This is a genomic window from Allobosea sp. WAO (genome assembly GCF_001509835.1).
Taxonomy (GTDB): Bacteria; Pseudomonadota; Alphaproteobacteria; order Rhizobiales; family Beijerinckiaceae; genus Allobosea.
Genome location: NZ_JXTJ01000004.1, coordinates 157,402 through 173,564, shown reverse-complemented (window position 1 = coordinate 173,564; position 16,163 = coordinate 157,402). Strand labels below are relative to the sequence as shown.

Here is a 16,163-nt window from a genome sequence, read left to right as displayed (position 1 = left end):
CTCGCTTCAGTTTCGACGGAGCTCGGTGCCAGCTCCTTCTTTCATGAGAGCGAGGATCACATCGAGAGTCTGCGACCAGGACTCTTCGATATCGCCGGTTGGCCCCGGCCCGATGACGTCGCTGATCGTCTTCAGCATCGCGGCCTTGAATGTGCCGTAGTGATCCAGCTCGACGCCGTACCCGACGTGCTTGCGACCCAGCGTCTGCAGACCGATCGGTACATGCTTGCGCTTCTCAAGGCTCGACACGACGCTCCGAAGCATGTGAGAAAGCATCGCTCCCTGGGCGCCGGTACCGTTGACGAAGAGCTTCTCCAGCTCGGGTCGCATGGCGAACAGGTTCGCGTAGAACTGCGTGGCAAACGCGGAAGGCGCGTTGAGGAGCCGGCCGACAGAGCGCTGCGCCAGGGTGAACGGGCTGGGGTCGGTGAAGCCGTCAACCGCAAGAAGCTCGACGTCGTTCCGCCTTCCGCGCAAGCGGGCGAACTTGGTCTCAGCGACTGAGAGCGACCCGGCGGCCATTCTTTCAGCGACGGCCCGCGAGATGAGGATCGTGGCCCCCAGCTCCTTCGTCATCGACTCAATGCGGCTCGCAGTGTTCACGTCATCGCCGATTATGGTGAGCCTGCGAAGCGTCGGATGGCCGACTTCGCCGAGGATGGCGTTGCCGAAGTGCACCCCGATCCCGATCCTGAGCCGGATGCCGAAGGCGCGCGCGAGCTCCTCGTTCAGCCCCTCGATCGCCTCCACCATCCCGAATGCAGACCGTATCGCTCCACTGCAGATCCGGGTGGGATTCGTATCATCGAGTCCGAAAAGCCCGCAGATTTGGTCCCCGGCATAGTGGCTGATGATGCCGCCGTTGAGGAGGATCGGATCCCCGAGCGCCTCGAAGAAGCGGTTGAGAATATGGACGACGTCGAATGCGCTGTTCGAATCCGCGAGCGCGGTGAAATCGCGCATATCGCAGACGAGGATTGCCAGCTGACGTTCTGAACCGGCCTCTCGACCGATTGTCTCGGCCCGAAGCTGGCTCGCCGTCGCTTCGCTGAGCACGATCCGCTCCAGCGTGACATCTCCGCTCGCGGACGTCTGGCACGCCAACCGAATCGTCGGGTTCCAACCCCGGGCCTTCGCAAGCTCCGCCTCACGCCTTGTCGGCTCCGACAGGTGCGATGCGCCGTCCAGAATGCGGACCCGGCAAGTCGTGCAGCGACCATGGCCGCCGCATTCATGCCAGTGGATGATCTTGTGAGCGATCGATACGTCGAGCAGCGTTGCGTCCAATCGGCCGGTCTCGACCGTGATACCAGCGCATCTGTACCGAACTGACGGCACGCGACCTTTCTCCCGGTGAGATCCCTCATACTCGGCCGTCAGGACAGGGAAGATGTAGCGCGGCAATTAGGAACACGCCACCCAACCGCAGCTTGAGTTCGACCGCCGACCGCAAGCGATGGGAGGACATCAGCAGCGGTGCGGGTTGGCCGCTAGTAGCCTGAATCGGAACCGTATTTGCAGCCGACAGCACTGTGCAACACTGATGACACAAGGTCCGAAAGCTCTATGGCAGGGATCCAAGTACGAGACATCGCGGGCAGCGCGCTCGATATTTCATCTCTGATTGTCGCTGATTTTCAACCACTTGGGCCACCCATAGTTGAGTGGCGCGACCTACGGGAGTCGAACCCGTCTCCCCAGCGTGAAAGGCTGGTGTCCTAACCGATAGACGAAGGTCGCGAGCTTCTGCCGCGAGGCGGCGTTGCTGCGAAGCGGGGCGAGCTATAGTCACCCTGCCGCGGTTGGGCAAGCCCGGTTTTCGGATTTCTGTCGACCGTTCACAGCGGCCTTGCCAGATCGAGCACGCGCAGCTCCGCCTTCTCCGAGCCGCCCCAGCGATTCAGGGTCAGCGTCGCGGCGAGATGGACCTGCTCGCCGCGCGCCGCCAGCAGCGCCTGGCCAAGCGGCTCCTGCGCCGCCCTGAAGGCGACGCCGCCGATGCTGCTACCGTCTCCGGCGCGCAATCTGACGCGTAAATGCCCGCCGCTGCCGATCTCGACGACATCGGCGAGCCGATGAGCCGGCAGCACGAAGACCGGCTCGGGGCAGCCGGAGCCGAAGGGGCCGGCGCGGTCGATCTCGGCGAGCAGACGGGGATTCGCACCACCCGCACTGATCGCAGCATCGACCAGCAGCGCCTCGGATTCTCGCGAGGCCGCGACACTGGCTGCGAGCTCTGCGCTCATGAAGGCGGTGAAGGGTGCCTCCTGTCCCGGCGCCAGGGTGATTCCCGCCGCCATGGCATGGCCGCCGCCCTTGATCGCGAGCCCGGCCTCGACGGCACGGCGTACCGCGGCGCCGAGATCGACGCCGGGGACGGAACGGCCGGAGCCGGTCGCGCCGCCATCGGGATGCCGTGCCAGGGCGAAGGCCGGCCGGCGAAACCGCTCCTTGAGTCGGGCGGCGATGAGCCCGACCACGCCCGGATGCCAATCGGCCGAACCGACCAGCAGGACAGGATGCTCGGCCGCGTCGCCGAGACGGTGCTCGACCGCGGCCACGGCCTCCTCGACGGCTGCGCGCTCGATCTCCTGCCGCTCTTGGTTCAGCCGGTTGAGCTCGGCGGCGATGCTGCGCGCCTCGACCTCGTCATCTGTCATCAGCAGGCGGGCGCCGAGGCCGGCATCGCCGATCCGACCGCCGGCATTGATGCGCGGGCCGAGCAGGAAGCCGAGATGCCAGGGCTGGGCCGGCCCGTCGAGCCCGGCGGCATCGAGCAGCGCCGCAAGGCCGGGACGCTGGCGCAGCCTGAGGATCGCAATACCCTGACGCACGAAGGCGCGATTGAGACCGATCAGCGGCACGACGTCGGCGACGGTCGCGAGGCCGACGAGATCGAGCTGCGCCAGCAGGTCGGGCTCCCCGCCCCGGCTCGCCCAATGCCCCCGCCGGCGCAGCTCGCGCGCGGTGGCGACCAGCGTCAGGAAGACAACGCCGGCCGCGCAGAGATGGCCGAGGCCGGAGAGATCGTCCTGCCGGTTCGGATTGACGATGGCGGCTGCAGCCGGCAGCTGCTCCGGCGCCTGGTGATGGTCGAGCACGACGACGTCGAGCCCAAGCCTGGCGGCCTCACGCAGCGGCTCATGGCTGGTCGTGCCGCAATCGACCGTGACCAGGAGGGTCGCGCCCTCCCCGGCCAGCATGGCGATCGCCTCGCTGTTGGGGCCGTACCCCTCGATCAGCCGGTCGGGAATATGCACGCGCGGTCGGGCGCCGGCCTGCTTGAGGAAGATCGCGAGCAGCGCGGCCGAGCAGGCGCCGTCGACGTCGTAGTCGCCGAAGATCGCAACCTTCTCGCCACGCACCGCCGCCTCGGCCAGTCGCTGTGCGGCGGCGCCCATGTCGAGCAGCACCGCCGGGTCGGGCAGCAGATCGCGCAGCTTCGGTTCGAGATAGCGCAGGGCCTCGCTGGCGGCGACGCCGCGCCCGGCCAGGATGCGCGCCACGGCGTCGGGAACGCCTTCGACCTGGGCCAGGGCCTCGGCGCGCGCCAGCCCCGCAATGTCGAGCCGGTCGCGCCAGGGGCGCCCGAGCGCCGAGCGTTCGACGCCGAGAAAGGCGCGCTGGGAAACGGAAGTCATCTGCCACCGGTCGCCCGGCGGGGCGCGTTCGTCAACCGTATGGGGGACATGCCGTCAATCATTCGAGCGGCTTCTGGTCCTCGATCGCCTGTGCCGTCGCCTTGCGGGCGCTGACCGGCGCATGACCGGAGACCTCGGCGCCGGCATCGGGCTTCAGGCGCACCATCCACAACGCCGAGGAGGCCGCGATCAGCCCGACCAGCACGAAAGCCGGCCAGAAGTCGGCCGCGCCCAGTGTCTGGCCACCATTGAAGGCGTTCGCCGTCTCCAGCGCGAAGGCGCCGATGGTGACGCCGAGGCTGAGCGATAATTGCTGCGCGACGCTCGACAGGCTGGTGGCGCTCGACATGTCGCGGTTCGAGACATCGGCATAGCTCAACGCGTTGATTCCGGTGAACTGCAGCGAGCGGAAGCAGCCACCGATCAGCAGAACCGAGAGCATCAGCCAATGCGGCGTCGAAGGCGTGAACAGGCCGGAAGCGGCGAGGAAGGCGGCGCCGACCAGGGCGTTGAAGGTCAGCACGCGGCGGAAGCCGAAACGCTGCAGGATCGTCTTCGCCAGGGTCTTCATGATCAGCGCGCCGGCCGCCGAGGCGAAGGTGATCAGCCCCGATTGCAGCGCATTCAGGCCGAAGCCGAGCTGCAGCATCAGCGGCAACAGGAAGGGGATCGCGCCGATGCCGATGCGGAAGATCGAGCCACCGATCACGCCGATATTGTAGGTCGGGATCCGCAGCAAAGTGAGGTTGAGCACCGGATAGGGGGTGCGCCGGGCGTGGAACCAGTAGGCCACCAGTGCCAGGACGCCGAATGCGACGCAGGCGTAGGAGACGCTCTCGGGCACGAGATGGCGCCCGCCCGTGACCAGGCCGAGCATCAGGGCAGCGAAGCCGGTCGAGGACAGCAGGAAGCCCTTGATGTCCAGCGGCGCCACATCCTCCTCGCGGATATCCTCGAAGAACTTCGTCGCCAGCACGATGCCGAGCAGGCCGATCGGCAGGTTGATGAAGAAGATCCAGCGCCAGTCGAAATAGGTAGTGATGAAACCGCCCAGCACCGGCCCGACCACCGGGCCGACCAGCGCTGGCACGGTGAGATAGGCGAGCGCGCTGACCAGCTGCGATTTCTCGACGCTGCGCAGGATGACGAGGCGGCCGACCGGCACCATCATCGCGCCGCCCATGCCTTGCACGAAACGGGCTCCGACGAAGGCGCCGAGCGAGTTCGAGAGCGCGCAGAGCACCGAGCCGAGCATGAACACGCCGAGCGCCGTGCGGAAGGTGGTGCGGGCGCCGAACCGGTCGGCCATCCAGCCAGAGATCGGGATGAAGACCGCGAGGCTGACGAGATAGGACGTCACCGCCAGCTTCAGCGCGATCGGGTCCTCGCCGAGCGATTGCGCGATGACCGGCAGAGAGGTGGCGATCACCGTCGAGTCGGTGTTCTCCATGAACAACGCACAGGCGACGATCAGGGGCAGGAGCTTGGCGCGCTGCACGGGCGGACTTTCTGGCGGGCTGCGCGTCAGCCTTAATCCGCGATCCGCCCGCTGACGAGAGCACGGTGGTACGAATCGCTGGCCTGCGCGGGTTGCGCCTGCTGCATGACGAATCCATCCAACTGCCTCACGGCGACTGCGAGGCAGGCGCAAGCCTTGGCACGGATACGTGATGACAAACTGGCCATGCGTTCGCGGCAGGTCAAAGACGGGGCCGCGTCCCTATGTGAGGTCCGGGGCGAAGATCTTCACATTCGAGATCGGAAGGGCCGGTGCGCCGGCGAAGGTGTCCCATGTCTAATCAAGTGCAGCATTCTCTTCGCATGGCGCCGGTTGGCGCGCCTGTCCGAGCCGCCGCCTTCGCGATCCTCGCCGGTTTCGCCTTCCCAGGCCTCGGCTCCACCGCGGCGACCGCCCAGTCAAACAGCTGGGAACGCGCTTGCGCCGAGCGCGTGGTTTCGCCTGGCTCCGGCGATGCGCTGCGCGTCTACAATTGCGCCCGCCAGAAGGAATGCCAGGCGATGGCGAATGCCAAGGGCGCCATGATGATGGAGCGCGGCTGCTTCTTCGTCAGTCCCTCGACGACCCCGACGGCCGAGCTGGAACGTTCGCGCGCGGGTCGGCAGCAATAACCGGTCCGGATGTGGACGCGCCTCGCGGCGCGTCCATGACAACTTTCCGCCGTGGCCCCCTAGCGGCCTCGGCGCCCGCATGATAACGGGCCTCGTCAACTCGGCCATGGGCGCCCCTGCCCGGCCATGAACTAGCGCCGGCCCCGCCGGCCCCGGAGTTGACGATGGCAACGATCACCGACGGCCTTATCCGCGACGGCCTGACCTTCGACGACGTCCTGCTCGAGCCGGGTCCCTCGGAGGTCATGCCAGCCGATGTCGATGTCTCGACCAAGCTGACCAAGACGATCTCGCTCAACCTGCCGATCATTGCCTCCGCCATGGACACGGTGACCGAGGCCGGAATGGCGATCGCCATGGCGCAGGCCGGCGGCCTCGGCGTCGTGCACCGCAATCTGGAGGCCGATCAGCAGGCCGCTCAGGTCAGGCTGGTGAAGAAGTTCGAGTCGGGCATGATCGCCAACCCGATCACGATCTTCCCGGACGAGACACTCGGCGATGCCCTCGCGATCATGAAGCACAACTCGATCTCGGGCATCCCGGTGGTCGAGCGCGGCCCGCAGGGCCATAAAGGCCGCCTCGTCGGCATCCTCACCAATCGCGACGTCCGCTTCGCCGCCAATCCTGAACAGCCCGTCTCCGAGCTGATGACCAAGGACCGGCTGATCACGGTGCGCGAAGGCGTCGGCCAGGACGAGGCCCGCCGCCTGCTTCATCAGTTCCGGATCGAAAAGCTGCTCGTCGTCGACGACCATTTCCGCTGCATCGGCCTGATCACGGTCAAGGACATGGAGAAGCAGGTCGCGCATCCGAACTCCGCGAAGGATGCGCATGGCCGCCTGCTGGTCGCCGCCGCGACCACGACCGGCGATCTCGGCTTCGAGCGTTCCGAGATGCTGATCGATGCCGGCGTCGACATCATCGTGGTCGATACCGCCCATGGCCATTCCGCCAAGGTGCTGGAAGCCGTAACGCGGGTGAAGAAGCTCTCCAACGCCGTCCAGATCATCGCCGGCAACGTCGCCACGGCCGGTGGCGCCCAGGCCCTGATCGATGCCGGCGCGGATGCGATCAAGGTCGGCATCGGCCCTGGCTCGATCTGCACCACCCGCATCGTCGCCGGCGTCGGCGTGCCGCAGCTCACCGCGATCATGGATGCAGCTTCCGCCGCCAACAAGGCCGGCATCCCGGTGATCGCCGATGGCGGCATCAAGTATTCGGGCGATCTCGCCAAGGCGCTCGCCGCAGGCGCCGCCTGCGCCATGGTCGGCTCGTTGCTTGCCGGCACCGACGAGACCCCCGGGGAGACGTTCCTGTACCAGGGTCGCTCCTACAAATCCTATCGCGGCATGGGCTCGGTCGGCGCGATGGCGCGCGGCTCGGCCGACCGCTATTTCCAGCAGGACATCAAGGACTCGCTGAAGCTGGTGCCTGAGGGCATTGAGGGCCAGGTCGCCTATAAGGGCCCGGTCGCCAATGTGCTGCACCAGCTCGCCGGCGGCCTGCGGGCGGCGATGGGCTATGTCGGCGGCAGGAACCTCGAGGACTACCGCGCCAAGGCCCGCTTCATCCGCATCACCAGCGCCGGCCTGCGCGAAAGCCATGTCCACGACGTCACCATCGTGCGCGAGAGCCCGAATTATCCCACCCGCTCGTGAGAAACCTGCTTTGATGCACGTCTGCAGCAGGTCCTTCACGAGGTAGGCCATGACGCTCAAGCTGATCTATCCGGCGCTTGCCCAGGTCTTCTGGACATTCGTCGTGCTTATGATCGTGTTCCTGCGTCGCAAGAAGGCCTTCGACAATCGCGAGGTCAGGACGGCGGATGTCGCCGTCTCGACCGAGCGTTATCCGGAGCCGGCCCGGCTCGCCGCCGCGAATTTCAGCAACCAGTTCGAGACGCCGGTGCTGTTCTTCGCGCTGGTGCTGATCGCGATCCATGTCGGCGCCACCGGCTATGTCATGGTGGTCCTGGCCTGGGCCTTCGTAGCGACGCGCATCGTGCATACGCTGATCCACACCGGCAGCAACGATCTGCGCCAGCGCGCCCTCGTCTACGCAGCCGGCGTCGCCTGCCTGTTCTTGATGTGGATAGGAATCGTCATCGCGATACTGTGATCGGGCGCGCTTCGCGCCCGCCGGCACTGAAAGCGAACGCCGGCGACAGGTATTCGCCGGCCGTGTCACATTGCCGCTACATGCCGCAACAATGCGTGATGCCGGCTTGCGCCGGCAAACCACCCTCTGCATGCTTGATTTCGGCGGCGGCGATGGTTGGAGGGGCGGCGGTTCCGTAAAGGTTCGGCCGGGCCGCCCGCATGGCGCAAGGCTTTTCATGGCAAGGCTGAGTTTCGGGCGTCTAGCTCTGTTTTCGGCTGCGGGCATCCTCGCAGTCGGCGCCGCACTCCATTACACCGGCCGGCCAATCCCCTGGCCGCTCGATCAGGTCCCCTTCGGCAAGCTGGTCCCGACGCAGGCAAAGCCGCCTGCGCCGGTCGCCGCGACACCGAGTGGGCGCGGCGCCGCGGGCAACCGCCCGCCTGTCACGGTCGTTACCGCCAAGGCAGAGCGCCGGGCGATGCCGGTCCGCCTCGATGCGATCGGAACCGTGCAGGCGATCTCGTCGGTCAATGTCCGCTCGCGCGTCGACACGCAGATCACCGAGGTCGCCTTCAAGGATGGTGGCTACGTCAAGAAGGGAGACGTGCTGTTCCGGCTCGATTCACGCCTGGCCGAGGCGCTGATCAAGCAATCTGAAGCCAGTGTCGCGAAGGACCGCGCCTCGCTCGCCTCGGCCGAGACGGATCTCAGGCGGGCCGAGGAACTCGCCAAGCGCGACTTCGCCACCGACCAGCGGCTCGACACTGCGCGCACCCAGGTCGCGACCTTGAAGGCGGCCATTCGCGGCGGTGAGGCTGCGGTCGAGGCCCTCAAGGTCCAGCTCAGCTATTACACCATCCTCGCTCCCGTCTCGGGCCGCATCGGCGCCGCCGGGCTGAAGGAAGGCAACATCGCCAAGACCGGCGACAATTCGACCGTGCTGGTGACGATCAACCAGATCGACCCGATCTATGTCAGCTTCGCCGTCGCCCAGCGCCATCTGCCCGAGATCCGTGCGGCGATGGCGGCAGGGACTGCCGTCGTGCAGGCGACGCAGCATGGCGTCTCGAAAAGCGTCGAGGGCACGATCGCCGTCATCGACAACCTGGTCGATGCAACGACCGGCACCATCCAGATCCGTGCCTCCTTCGACAATGCCGACGAGACACTCTGGCCCGGCGCGCTCTGTCAGGTCCGCGTGACACTGCGGGTCGATCCGGAGGCCGTGACCGTCCCCCGCGAGGCCATCCAGACCGGGCAGAACGGCTCATTCGTCTTCATCATCGAGGATGGGATGGCGCGAGCCCGCACGGTCGTGGTCGACCGCACGGTCGATGACCGCGTGGTGATCGCCTCCGGCCTCAGCGGCGGCGAGACGGTGGTGGTCGATGGCCAGCTCCTGCTGACCGAGGGCGCCCGTACCATCGAGCGCAATCGCGACCGCGGCGGCCAGAGCCCGCCGCCGAACCAGACCTCACAGCGAGGGAGCGCCGGCTGATGAACCTGCCCGAGCTCTGCATCCGTCGCCCGGTCATGACCACCCTGGTCATGGCGACGTTCCTGATCTTCGGGCTGTTCGCCTTCAAGCAGCTGCCGGTCGCGGCCCTGCCCCGCGTCGACTTCCCGACCATCAATGTCAGCGCGCGCCTGCCCGGTGCGAGCCCGGAGACAATGGCCTCCTCCATCGCCGCCCCGCTCGAACGCGAATTCGCCTCGATCTCCGGCATCACCTCGATGTCCTCGGTCTCGCAGCTCGGCTCGACCTCGATCACCCTGCAATTCGACCTCAACCGCAACATAGACGGCGCCGCGCTCGACGTGCAGGCGGCGCTCAGCGCCACGACGCGGCGCCTGCCGCCCGAGCTCCCTGCCCCGCCGAGCTTCAGAAAGGTCAATCCGGCCGACCAGCCGGTGCTGTTCATGGTGCTGACCTCGGCGACAAAGCCGCTCTACGAGGTCCATGAATTCGGCGAGAACGTGCTGCAGCAGCAGATCGCGCAATTGCCGGGCGTCGCCCAGGTCAACATCTTCGGCGCGCAAAAATACGCCGTGCGCATCCTGGTCAATCCGGATGCCGTTTCGGCGCGCGGCCTCTCGCTCGCCGATGTCCGCAACGCGGTCTCGGCCGCCAACTCCAATTCGCCGGTCGGCACTCTGAACGGCATCAACCAGCGCCTGACGCTCGGCGCCACCGGCCAGCTCGAGCGCGCCGCCGAATACGGCAACCTGATCATCTCGCAGAAGAACGGCATCCCGATCCGGCTCAGCGACGTCGCGCAGACCTTCGACTCCGTCGAGAACAACCAGACGGCGAGCTGGTACAATGGCGAGCGCTCGATCATTCTCGCCGTCTATCGCCAGTCCGACGCCAACACCGTCGAGGTCGTCGACAGCATCAGGGACCGGCTCGAATCCTATCGCTCGCAATTGCCGGCGGCGATGAATCTCGTGGTGCTGAACGACCGTTCGATCCCGATCCGCGAGGCGGTCGAGGATGTCGAGGTATCGCTGATGATCGCCATCGTGCTGGTGATCATGGTGATCTTCCTGTTCCTGAAGAACCTGACCGCCACGCTGATCCCGACGCTGGCCCTGCCGATCTCGCTGATCGGTACCTTCGCGATCATGTATGCGCTCGGCTATTCGCTCGACAATATCTCGTTGCTGGCGCTGACGCTCGCCGTCGGCTTCGTCGTCGACGACGCCATCGTCATGCTGGAGAACATCATCCGGCATATCGAGATGGGCAAGAAGCCGTTCCAGGCGGCGCTCGACGGCTCGCGCGAAATCGGCTTCACGATCCTTTCGATCACCATCTCGCTGGTCGCCGTCTTCATCCCGGTCTTCTTCATGGGCGGCGTCGTCGGCAAGGTCTTCGCCGAATTCGCCGGCACGATCGCCGCGGCGATCATCGTCTCCGGCTTCGTCTCGCTGACCCTGACCCCGATGCTCTGCGCCCGCTTCCTCAAGGCGCATGACCATCACAAGAAGCCAAACCTGCTCGATCGCACCTTCGAGGCCGGTTTCCAGGGCATGCTGTCAGCCTATCGCTGGACGCTGGACCATGTGCTGAAGGCCCGCTTCCTGATGCTGCTGTTCACGCTCGGCACGGTCTATGTCTCGGTCCAGCTCTACATCGACATCCCCAAGGGCTTCTTCCCGCTGGAAGATACCGGCCTGTTGCGCGGCGCGACCGAGGGCCCGCCGGACACCTCATTCGAGGCGATGGCGGAGCGCCAGACCCGCGTCGCCGAGATCGTCCGGGCCGACCCGGCGGTCGACTACCTGACCTCGAATATCGGCGGCTTCAACGCGACCAATAACGGCTTCTTGTTCATCGCGCTGAAGCCCAAATCCGAACGCGACAAGGCGGATGTGGTGATCGCGCGGCTGCGCCGGGCCACCTCGGAAGTGCCGGGCATGACGGCGGTGTTCCAGCAGGTCCAGAACATCAACCTCAATGCCGGCCGCGCCTCGCGCGCGCAGTATCTGTATTCGCTGCAGGGGCCGGATCTCGCAGCCCTGTTCAACTACGCGCCGCTGATGCAGCAGCGATTGAGCCAGATCCCGCAGCTGCGAGACGCCAATATCGATCTTCAGCTACGCAATCCGCAGCTCTCGATCGACATCGACCGCGAGCGCGCCGCCAGTCTCGGCATCTCAAGCGACCAGATCCGCCAGGCGCTGGGCAATGCCTTCGGCTCGCGCCAGATCGCCACGATCTTCACGCCGGCCACCGACTATCAGGTGATCATGGAGGCGAACCGCGCCTATCAACAGGATCCGGGCGTGCTCTCGCGGCTGCTGCTCAAGGCCGCGAACGGCCAGAACGTGCCGCTGGAGACGGTGGCGACGATCAAGCCGAGCGTCGGCCCGCTCGCGGTCAACCGCATCTCGCAGCAGCCGGCGGTGACGATCTCCTTCAACACCGCGCCCGGTGTCTCGCTCGGCGACGCCGTCAACGCGATCCGTGCGGCCGAGCGCGACGTGAACCTGCCGGCTTCGATCGTCACCAGCTTCGCCGGCTCGGCCCAGCTCTTCCAGGATGCGCTAAAGGGCCAGGGACTGCTGATCTTCGCGGCGATCCTGGTGATCTACATCATCCTCGGCATCCTCTACGAGAGCTTCATCCACCCGATCACGATCCTCTCCGGCCTGCCTTCGGCCGGCCTCGGCGCCCTGCTCGCGCTGCAGTACTTCCACATGGATCTGTCGGTCATCGCGATCATCGGCATCCTGATGCTGGTCGGCATCGTCAAGAAGAACGCGATCATGATGGTCGACTTCGCGATCGAGCGCCGCCGCCATGGCGACGATGCCCTCTCGGCGATCCGCGAGGCCGCGCTTGTCCGCTTCCGTCCGATCATGATGACGAGCTTCGCCGCGATCTTCGGCGTGCTGCCGATCGCGCTCGGTGCCGGCGCCGGCGCCGAGCTGCGCCAGCCGCTCGGCATCGCCGTGGTCGGCGGCCTCCTAGTCTCGCAATTGCTGACGCTCTACATCACGCCGGTGATCTACTTCTATCTCGACAAGGTCGACAGCTGGCTTTCCGGTCGCGGCCGGGGTGAACCGGCGGAAGTGCCTGGCGCGGCGGTGCCGGTTGCCGTCCCGCAAGCCCTGCACCGGGCCGAGAGCTGATCGCGATCCGTTAAGGATCCTCGGCTCTTGCGGTTCGATCGTTCAAATTTTCGAGGATTTTTTCGAGCGTTCTGAACAGCCTTCGACCTATCGCTTTCCCCGAGACGAGCTTCGTGGGGGAGCGCAAGGATATGTCAGGCGTTCGGGCAGGTATGGGAGAGCGGCCGCGCCGCATCCGCCCGCTCGGCCTCCTCACGGCCGCTCTTTGCGCTGCGACAGCGCTTGCGGCGTCCACTCTGGTGCTCGCCGAGGACGATGCCGGCATCCGTGCCTTCCACCGTGACGAAGCAGCCAGATCGGCCGGCCGCCCGGCAACGAGCGCGGCCTTTGCGCCAAGCCCTTTCCGGTTCGCCCGCCCACCCCTCGCAACGCGAGCCGAGTTTCGCCTCGGCCAGCCGGTCCGTCCGACGCTGCGGCTAGCTACGCCTCGCAATCAGGAGAGCATTGCCTGGAGCGGCGGAGCCGGACGCACGATCTGTGTGCGGCTTTGCGACGGCTTCCATGCCCCCCTCGGCCATGCCCGCTCGCGAGCGGATTTCAGTGCGCAGGAGGCCCTGTGCGAGGCCCAGAACCCCGGCGTTCCCGTCAAGCTGTTCCGGCTGTCGGCGGGCGCCATATCGGTCGACCGCGCCGTCGCCGGCGACGGCACGAGCTATACCGCGCTGCCGAACGCCTATGCCTATGAGAAGAAGGCCGATCCGATCTGCCGGCCGGCCATCGTCACCGCCGGCGAACGGCACATCTCCCTGCTGCGCGACATCACCTTGCGTCCGGGCGACTCCATCGTCCTCGACGGCAAGGTCGAGACCTTCACGGGCTCCTCAGCCTTTCCCTACGAAGCCGGCGATTTCGCGGATTTCCGCCAGGCCGCAAAGCTCGGCTCGACGACGAGACGGATGATCGACGAGACCGTCGGCATCACCCAGGCCGAGACCCGCCAGAAGCTCCTGCGCCAGAGCCTGCAGGTGCGCGAGGCGCCGCGCGAACTCGCAGATATCGCCGAACTTCGCGGCACGCTCGGCGCCGATACGCCGCTGTCAGCGACATTGCGCGAGACGATCCTGCGCTAACGCAGGAACAAGCCATCGACTGAGCTTCGCGGCGGGCGCGACGTTAAGCATCGCGCCCGTTTGCCGTTGCGGCGTCCGGCGATTGAATACTAACAAAAAGTAAATTATGGCTCGTTTGCGGCGGACAGCTGAACCAGCGAGCGATGGAGTGATCGCGGTGTTTCGTGTCCGTAATATCGAATCGATTGCTTCCAAGGCGGCACCTGCCGCCGTTTCCGTTTCAGATTCTACCTCTCTGCCAGGCCGCGGGCGCAAGCCCTTGCGTCTGGCAGCGATGACGGGGCTTGGTCTTGCGCTTGGCGCGAGCGGCGCAGTGCTTACGGTTTCCCTCGTCCAGGCCGAGGACGATGCCGGAATCCGCGCCTTCCATCGGCAGGAGGCAGCAACCCGGCAGGCGCAACGCGAAGCGGCTCCGCGCGCGGTCTATGCCTCCACGAGAGCTTACGCCCCCGACCGCAATCTCTGGACTCTGCCGCTCTGGCAGGCTCGTCCCGACGGCGTGATCCGGCACCCGGCGGTCGAGTTGAACCCGTTCAAGCGGCGCGAGGCGACGCCCAAGCGCGCAGCCAAGCGCCAGCCAGCGATCCGCTACGACACCGTCTCCGGCGCGGCCGACGTGACGCGCACCATCTGCGTGCGCATGTGCGACGGCTTCCACGCCCCGATCGGCTATCTCAGGAGCCAGAGCGATCTGAAGGCACATGAGGCGCTTTGCCAGGCCAGCAATCCCGGCATTCCGGTCAAGGTCTTCAAGGTTGCCGCCGGTGCCACGACGATCGATGGTGCCGTCGGCCCCGACGGCAAGACCTATGGCGCCCTCCCGGTCGCCTATGGCTACGAGCAATCCTCCGATCCAGCCTGCCGTCCGGCCATCGTCAACCGGGGCGAGCGTCGCGTCTCCTTGCTGCGCGACATCACCTTGCGGCCGGGCGACAGCGTCGTTCTGGACGGGAAGGTGCGAACCTTCGCCGGCTCGACGAAATGGCCGTACACGGCCTCGGATTTCCGGGATTTCCGGGCCTCTGCCGACCTGAACGCGAACCAGCGGCGCGAGATCGATGCCAGGGTCGGAATCTCTCACCGCGAGGCCGAGATGCGCAGCTTCCAGCGCAAGCTGCGGGTGCGCGAGGCGAGCCTGCACGATCCCGATTTCGCCAGCGACGCGCTCAACCTGCGCGGCGGGATCGAGCCGCGCGACCGTATCGGCAGCCCGCTGCGCGTCGTCCTTGAAACGCCCTTCACCCGGAACTGAACTCGCCGGAGCTCCGACAGGCTCCTTTATTGCGCCGCGCCGAACGGATCATTTTCCTGCTCTTGGCTGAAGGCTTATTTTCCTAGGACAATTAACCTGCCCAGCTCCGCCCAAAGGCGAGTGGACGGCGCCGGCTCTCTCGGCCACACTCGCTGCAGCGCAGCATGGAGCCGAGCATGACTACGAAGACGCCTCGCCAGTTCTTCCGTTCCCTGGCGATCGGCGCGCCGGAACCCTATCGCGAATTGCCGCTGCGCCTGGAGCGGATGATCCATTTCGTTCCGCCACATCTGGAGAAGGTCCGCGCCAAGGTCCCCGAACTCGCCGGCCAAGTCGACATCGTGCTCGGCAACCTCGAGGATGCGATCCCGGTCGAGGCCAAGCAGGCGGCGCGCGACGGCTTCATCGAACTGGCGAAGGAGACCGATTTTGGCGCGACCGGCCTGTGGACGCGGGTCAATGCGCTGAACTCGCCCTGGTTCCTCGACGACATCACCGCGATCATGAGCGAGATCGGCGGCAAGCTCGATGTGGTCATGGTGCCTAAGGTCGAGGGCCCCTGGGACATCCACTATGTCGATCAGCTGCTGGCGCAGTACGAGGCGCGGCACGCCCTGCGCAAGCCCGTGCTGATCCACGCAATCTTGGAAACAGCCGAGGGCGTCAAGAATGTCGATGCGATCGCCACCGCCTCCCCGCGCATGCACGGCATGAGCCTCGGCCCGGCGGACCTTGCCGCCTCGCGCGCGATGAAGACGACGCGCGTCGGCGGCGGACATCCGGAGTACAAGGTCATCGCCGACCCCACGGCCGATGGCGGGCCCCGTGCCGTCGCCCAGCAGGACCTCTGGCATTATACCCTCGCGAAGATGGTCGATGCCTGCGCCTCGGCCGGCCTGAAGCCGTTCTATGGTCCTTTCGGCGATTTCTCGGACGGGGCCGCCTGCGAGGCGCAGTTCCGCAATGCCTTCCTGCTCGGCTGCGCCGGCGCCTGGACGCTCCATCCTTCGCAGATCGAAATCGCCAAGCGCGTCTTCAGCCCGGACCCGGACGAAGTCGCCTTCGCCCAGCGAATCCTGGAAGCCATGCCCGACGGTTCCGGCGCGGTGATGATCGACGGCAAGATGCAGGACGACGCAACCTGGAAGCAGGCGAAGGTCATCGTCGACCTGGCCAAGCAGGTTGCGGGACGGGACCCGGCCCTGGCGGCGCGCTACGGCTTCTGACGCGAAGTCGTGACTGCGGCGGAGATTGACCTATTGCCGGCGCAATCCTAGGTCAGGCCTTGGATGGCGACGCATGCTGGCGGGGCGAATCCCTGTCATCTCAGAA

At 66.3% G+C, this 16,163-nt stretch carries 11 protein-coding genes and 1 tRNA gene; 8 read left to right on the top strand and 4 right to left on the bottom strand.

Going from position 1 to position 16,163, the window contains the following annotated elements:
• Positions 1 to 6: 6 nt before the first annotated feature.
• The 4 genes from DK26_RS05370 to DK26_RS05355 all read right to left on the bottom strand — a co-directional run bounded on the left by DK26_RS05370 (position 7) and on the right by DK26_RS05355 (position 5,139).
• On the bottom strand, positions 7 to 1,287 hold the full coding sequence (locus DK26_RS05370; protein ID WP_066469139.1) for an adenylate/guanylate cyclase domain-containing protein: 1,281 nt from the start codon (positions 1,285 to 1,287) through the stop codon (positions 7 to 9).
• 378 nt (positions 1,288 to 1,665) lie between these two features.
• Positions 1,666 to 1,740, bottom strand: a tRNA-Glu gene (locus DK26_RS05365).
• A gap of 98 nt (positions 1,741 to 1,838) precedes the next feature.
• A complete protein-coding gene (gene recJ, locus DK26_RS05360) occupies positions 1,839 to 3,641 on the bottom strand; it encodes a single-stranded-DNA-specific exonuclease RecJ (protein WP_066469138.1) in 1,803 nt (600 codons plus the stop codon).
• Between the two features lie 58 nt (positions 3,642 to 3,699).
• Positions 3,700 to 5,139 (bottom strand): DHA2 family efflux MFS transporter permease subunit, encoded by a 1,440-nt coding sequence (locus DK26_RS05355; protein WP_066469137.1) that lies wholly within the window; start codon positions 5,137 to 5,139, stop codon positions 3,700 to 3,702.
• Between the two features lie 293 nt (positions 5,140 to 5,432).
• Between DK26_RS05355 and DK26_RS05350 the strand changes: the two genes are divergently transcribed.
• From DK26_RS05350 to DK26_RS05315, 8 genes are all read left to right on the top strand, one after another.
• Positions 5,433 to 5,771 carry a hypothetical protein gene (locus DK26_RS05350; RefSeq protein WP_157089524.1) on the top strand — a complete coding sequence of 113 codons (339 nt, stop codon included), beginning with the start codon at positions 5,433 to 5,435 and terminating at the stop codon, positions 5,769 to 5,771.
• Between the two features lie 164 nt (positions 5,772 to 5,935).
• Entirely contained in the window at positions 5,936 to 7,429 is a 1,494-nt protein-coding gene (guaB, locus tag DK26_RS05345) for an IMP dehydrogenase (RefSeq protein WP_066469134.1), read from the top strand.
• Between the two features lie 49 nt (positions 7,430 to 7,478).
• Positions 7,479 to 7,889, top strand: a complete 411-nt coding sequence (locus DK26_RS05340; RefSeq protein ID WP_066469132.1) for an MAPEG family protein — start codon at positions 7,479 to 7,481, stop codon at positions 7,887 to 7,889.
• A gap of 217 nt (positions 7,890 to 8,106) precedes the next feature.
• Positions 8,107 to 9,369, top strand: coding sequence for an efflux RND transporter periplasmic adaptor subunit (locus DK26_RS05335; RefSeq protein WP_184231669.1), 1,263 nt, complete (start codon positions 8,107 to 8,109; stop codon positions 9,367 to 9,369).
• Positions 9,369 to 12,509: an efflux RND transporter permease subunit gene (locus DK26_RS05330; protein ID WP_066469128.1), complete on the top strand. Its 3,141-nt coding sequence runs from the start codon at positions 9,369 to 9,371 to the stop codon at positions 12,507 to 12,509. The genes DK26_RS05335 and DK26_RS05330 overlap by 1 nt, the downstream gene beginning before the upstream one ends.
• Positions 12,510 to 12,640: 131 nt before the next feature.
• Entirely contained in the window at positions 12,641 to 13,579 is a 939-nt protein-coding gene (locus DK26_RS29815) for a DUF2865 domain-containing protein (RefSeq protein ID WP_157089523.1), read from the top strand.
• Between the two features lie 313 nt (positions 13,580 to 13,892).
• On the top strand, positions 13,893 to 14,831 hold the full coding sequence (locus tag DK26_RS05320) for a DUF2865 domain-containing protein (protein ID WP_066469124.1): 939 nt from the start codon (positions 13,893 to 13,895) through the stop codon (positions 14,829 to 14,831).
• A gap of 176 nt (positions 14,832 to 15,007) precedes the next feature.
• The gene (locus tag DK26_RS05315) at positions 15,008 to 16,057 is read left to right on the top strand and encodes a CoA ester lyase (RefSeq protein WP_066469122.1); all 1,050 of its coding nucleotides are present in this window, start codon (positions 15,008 to 15,010) and stop codon (positions 16,055 to 16,057) included.
• Positions 16,058 to 16,163 lie beyond the last annotated feature (106 nt).

Excerpts from the sequence above, each read along its gene's own strand:
- DK26_RS05350 (WP_157089524.1), top strand. The coding sequence starts at position 5,433 with ATGTCTAATCAAGTGCAGCATTCTCTTCGCATGGCGCCGGTTGGCGCG.
- DK26_RS05335 (WP_184231669.1), top strand. The coding sequence starts at position 8,107 with ATGGCAAGGCTGAGTTTCGGGCGTCTAGCTCTGTTTTCGGCTGCGGGC.
- DK26_RS05315 (WP_066469122.1), top strand. The coding sequence starts at position 15,008 with ATGACTACGAAGACGCCTCGCCAGTTCTTCCGTTCCCTGGCGATCGGC.
- DK26_RS29815 (WP_157089523.1), top strand. The coding sequence starts at position 12,641 with ATGTCAGGCGTTCGGGCAGGTATGGGAGAGCGGCCGCGCCGCATCCGC.
- recJ (WP_066469138.1), bottom strand. The coding sequence starts at position 3,641 with ATGACTTCCGTTTCCCAGCGCGCCTTTCTCGGCGTCGAACGCTCGGCG.
- guaB (WP_066469134.1), top strand. The coding sequence starts at position 5,936 with ATGGCAACGATCACCGACGGCCTTATCCGCGACGGCCTGACCTTCGAC.
- DK26_RS05340 (WP_066469132.1), top strand. The coding sequence starts at position 7,479 with ATGACGCTCAAGCTGATCTATCCGGCGCTTGCCCAGGTCTTCTGGACA.
- DK26_RS05330 (WP_066469128.1), top strand. The coding sequence starts at position 9,369 with ATGAACCTGCCCGAGCTCTGCATCCGTCGCCCGGTCATGACCACCCTG.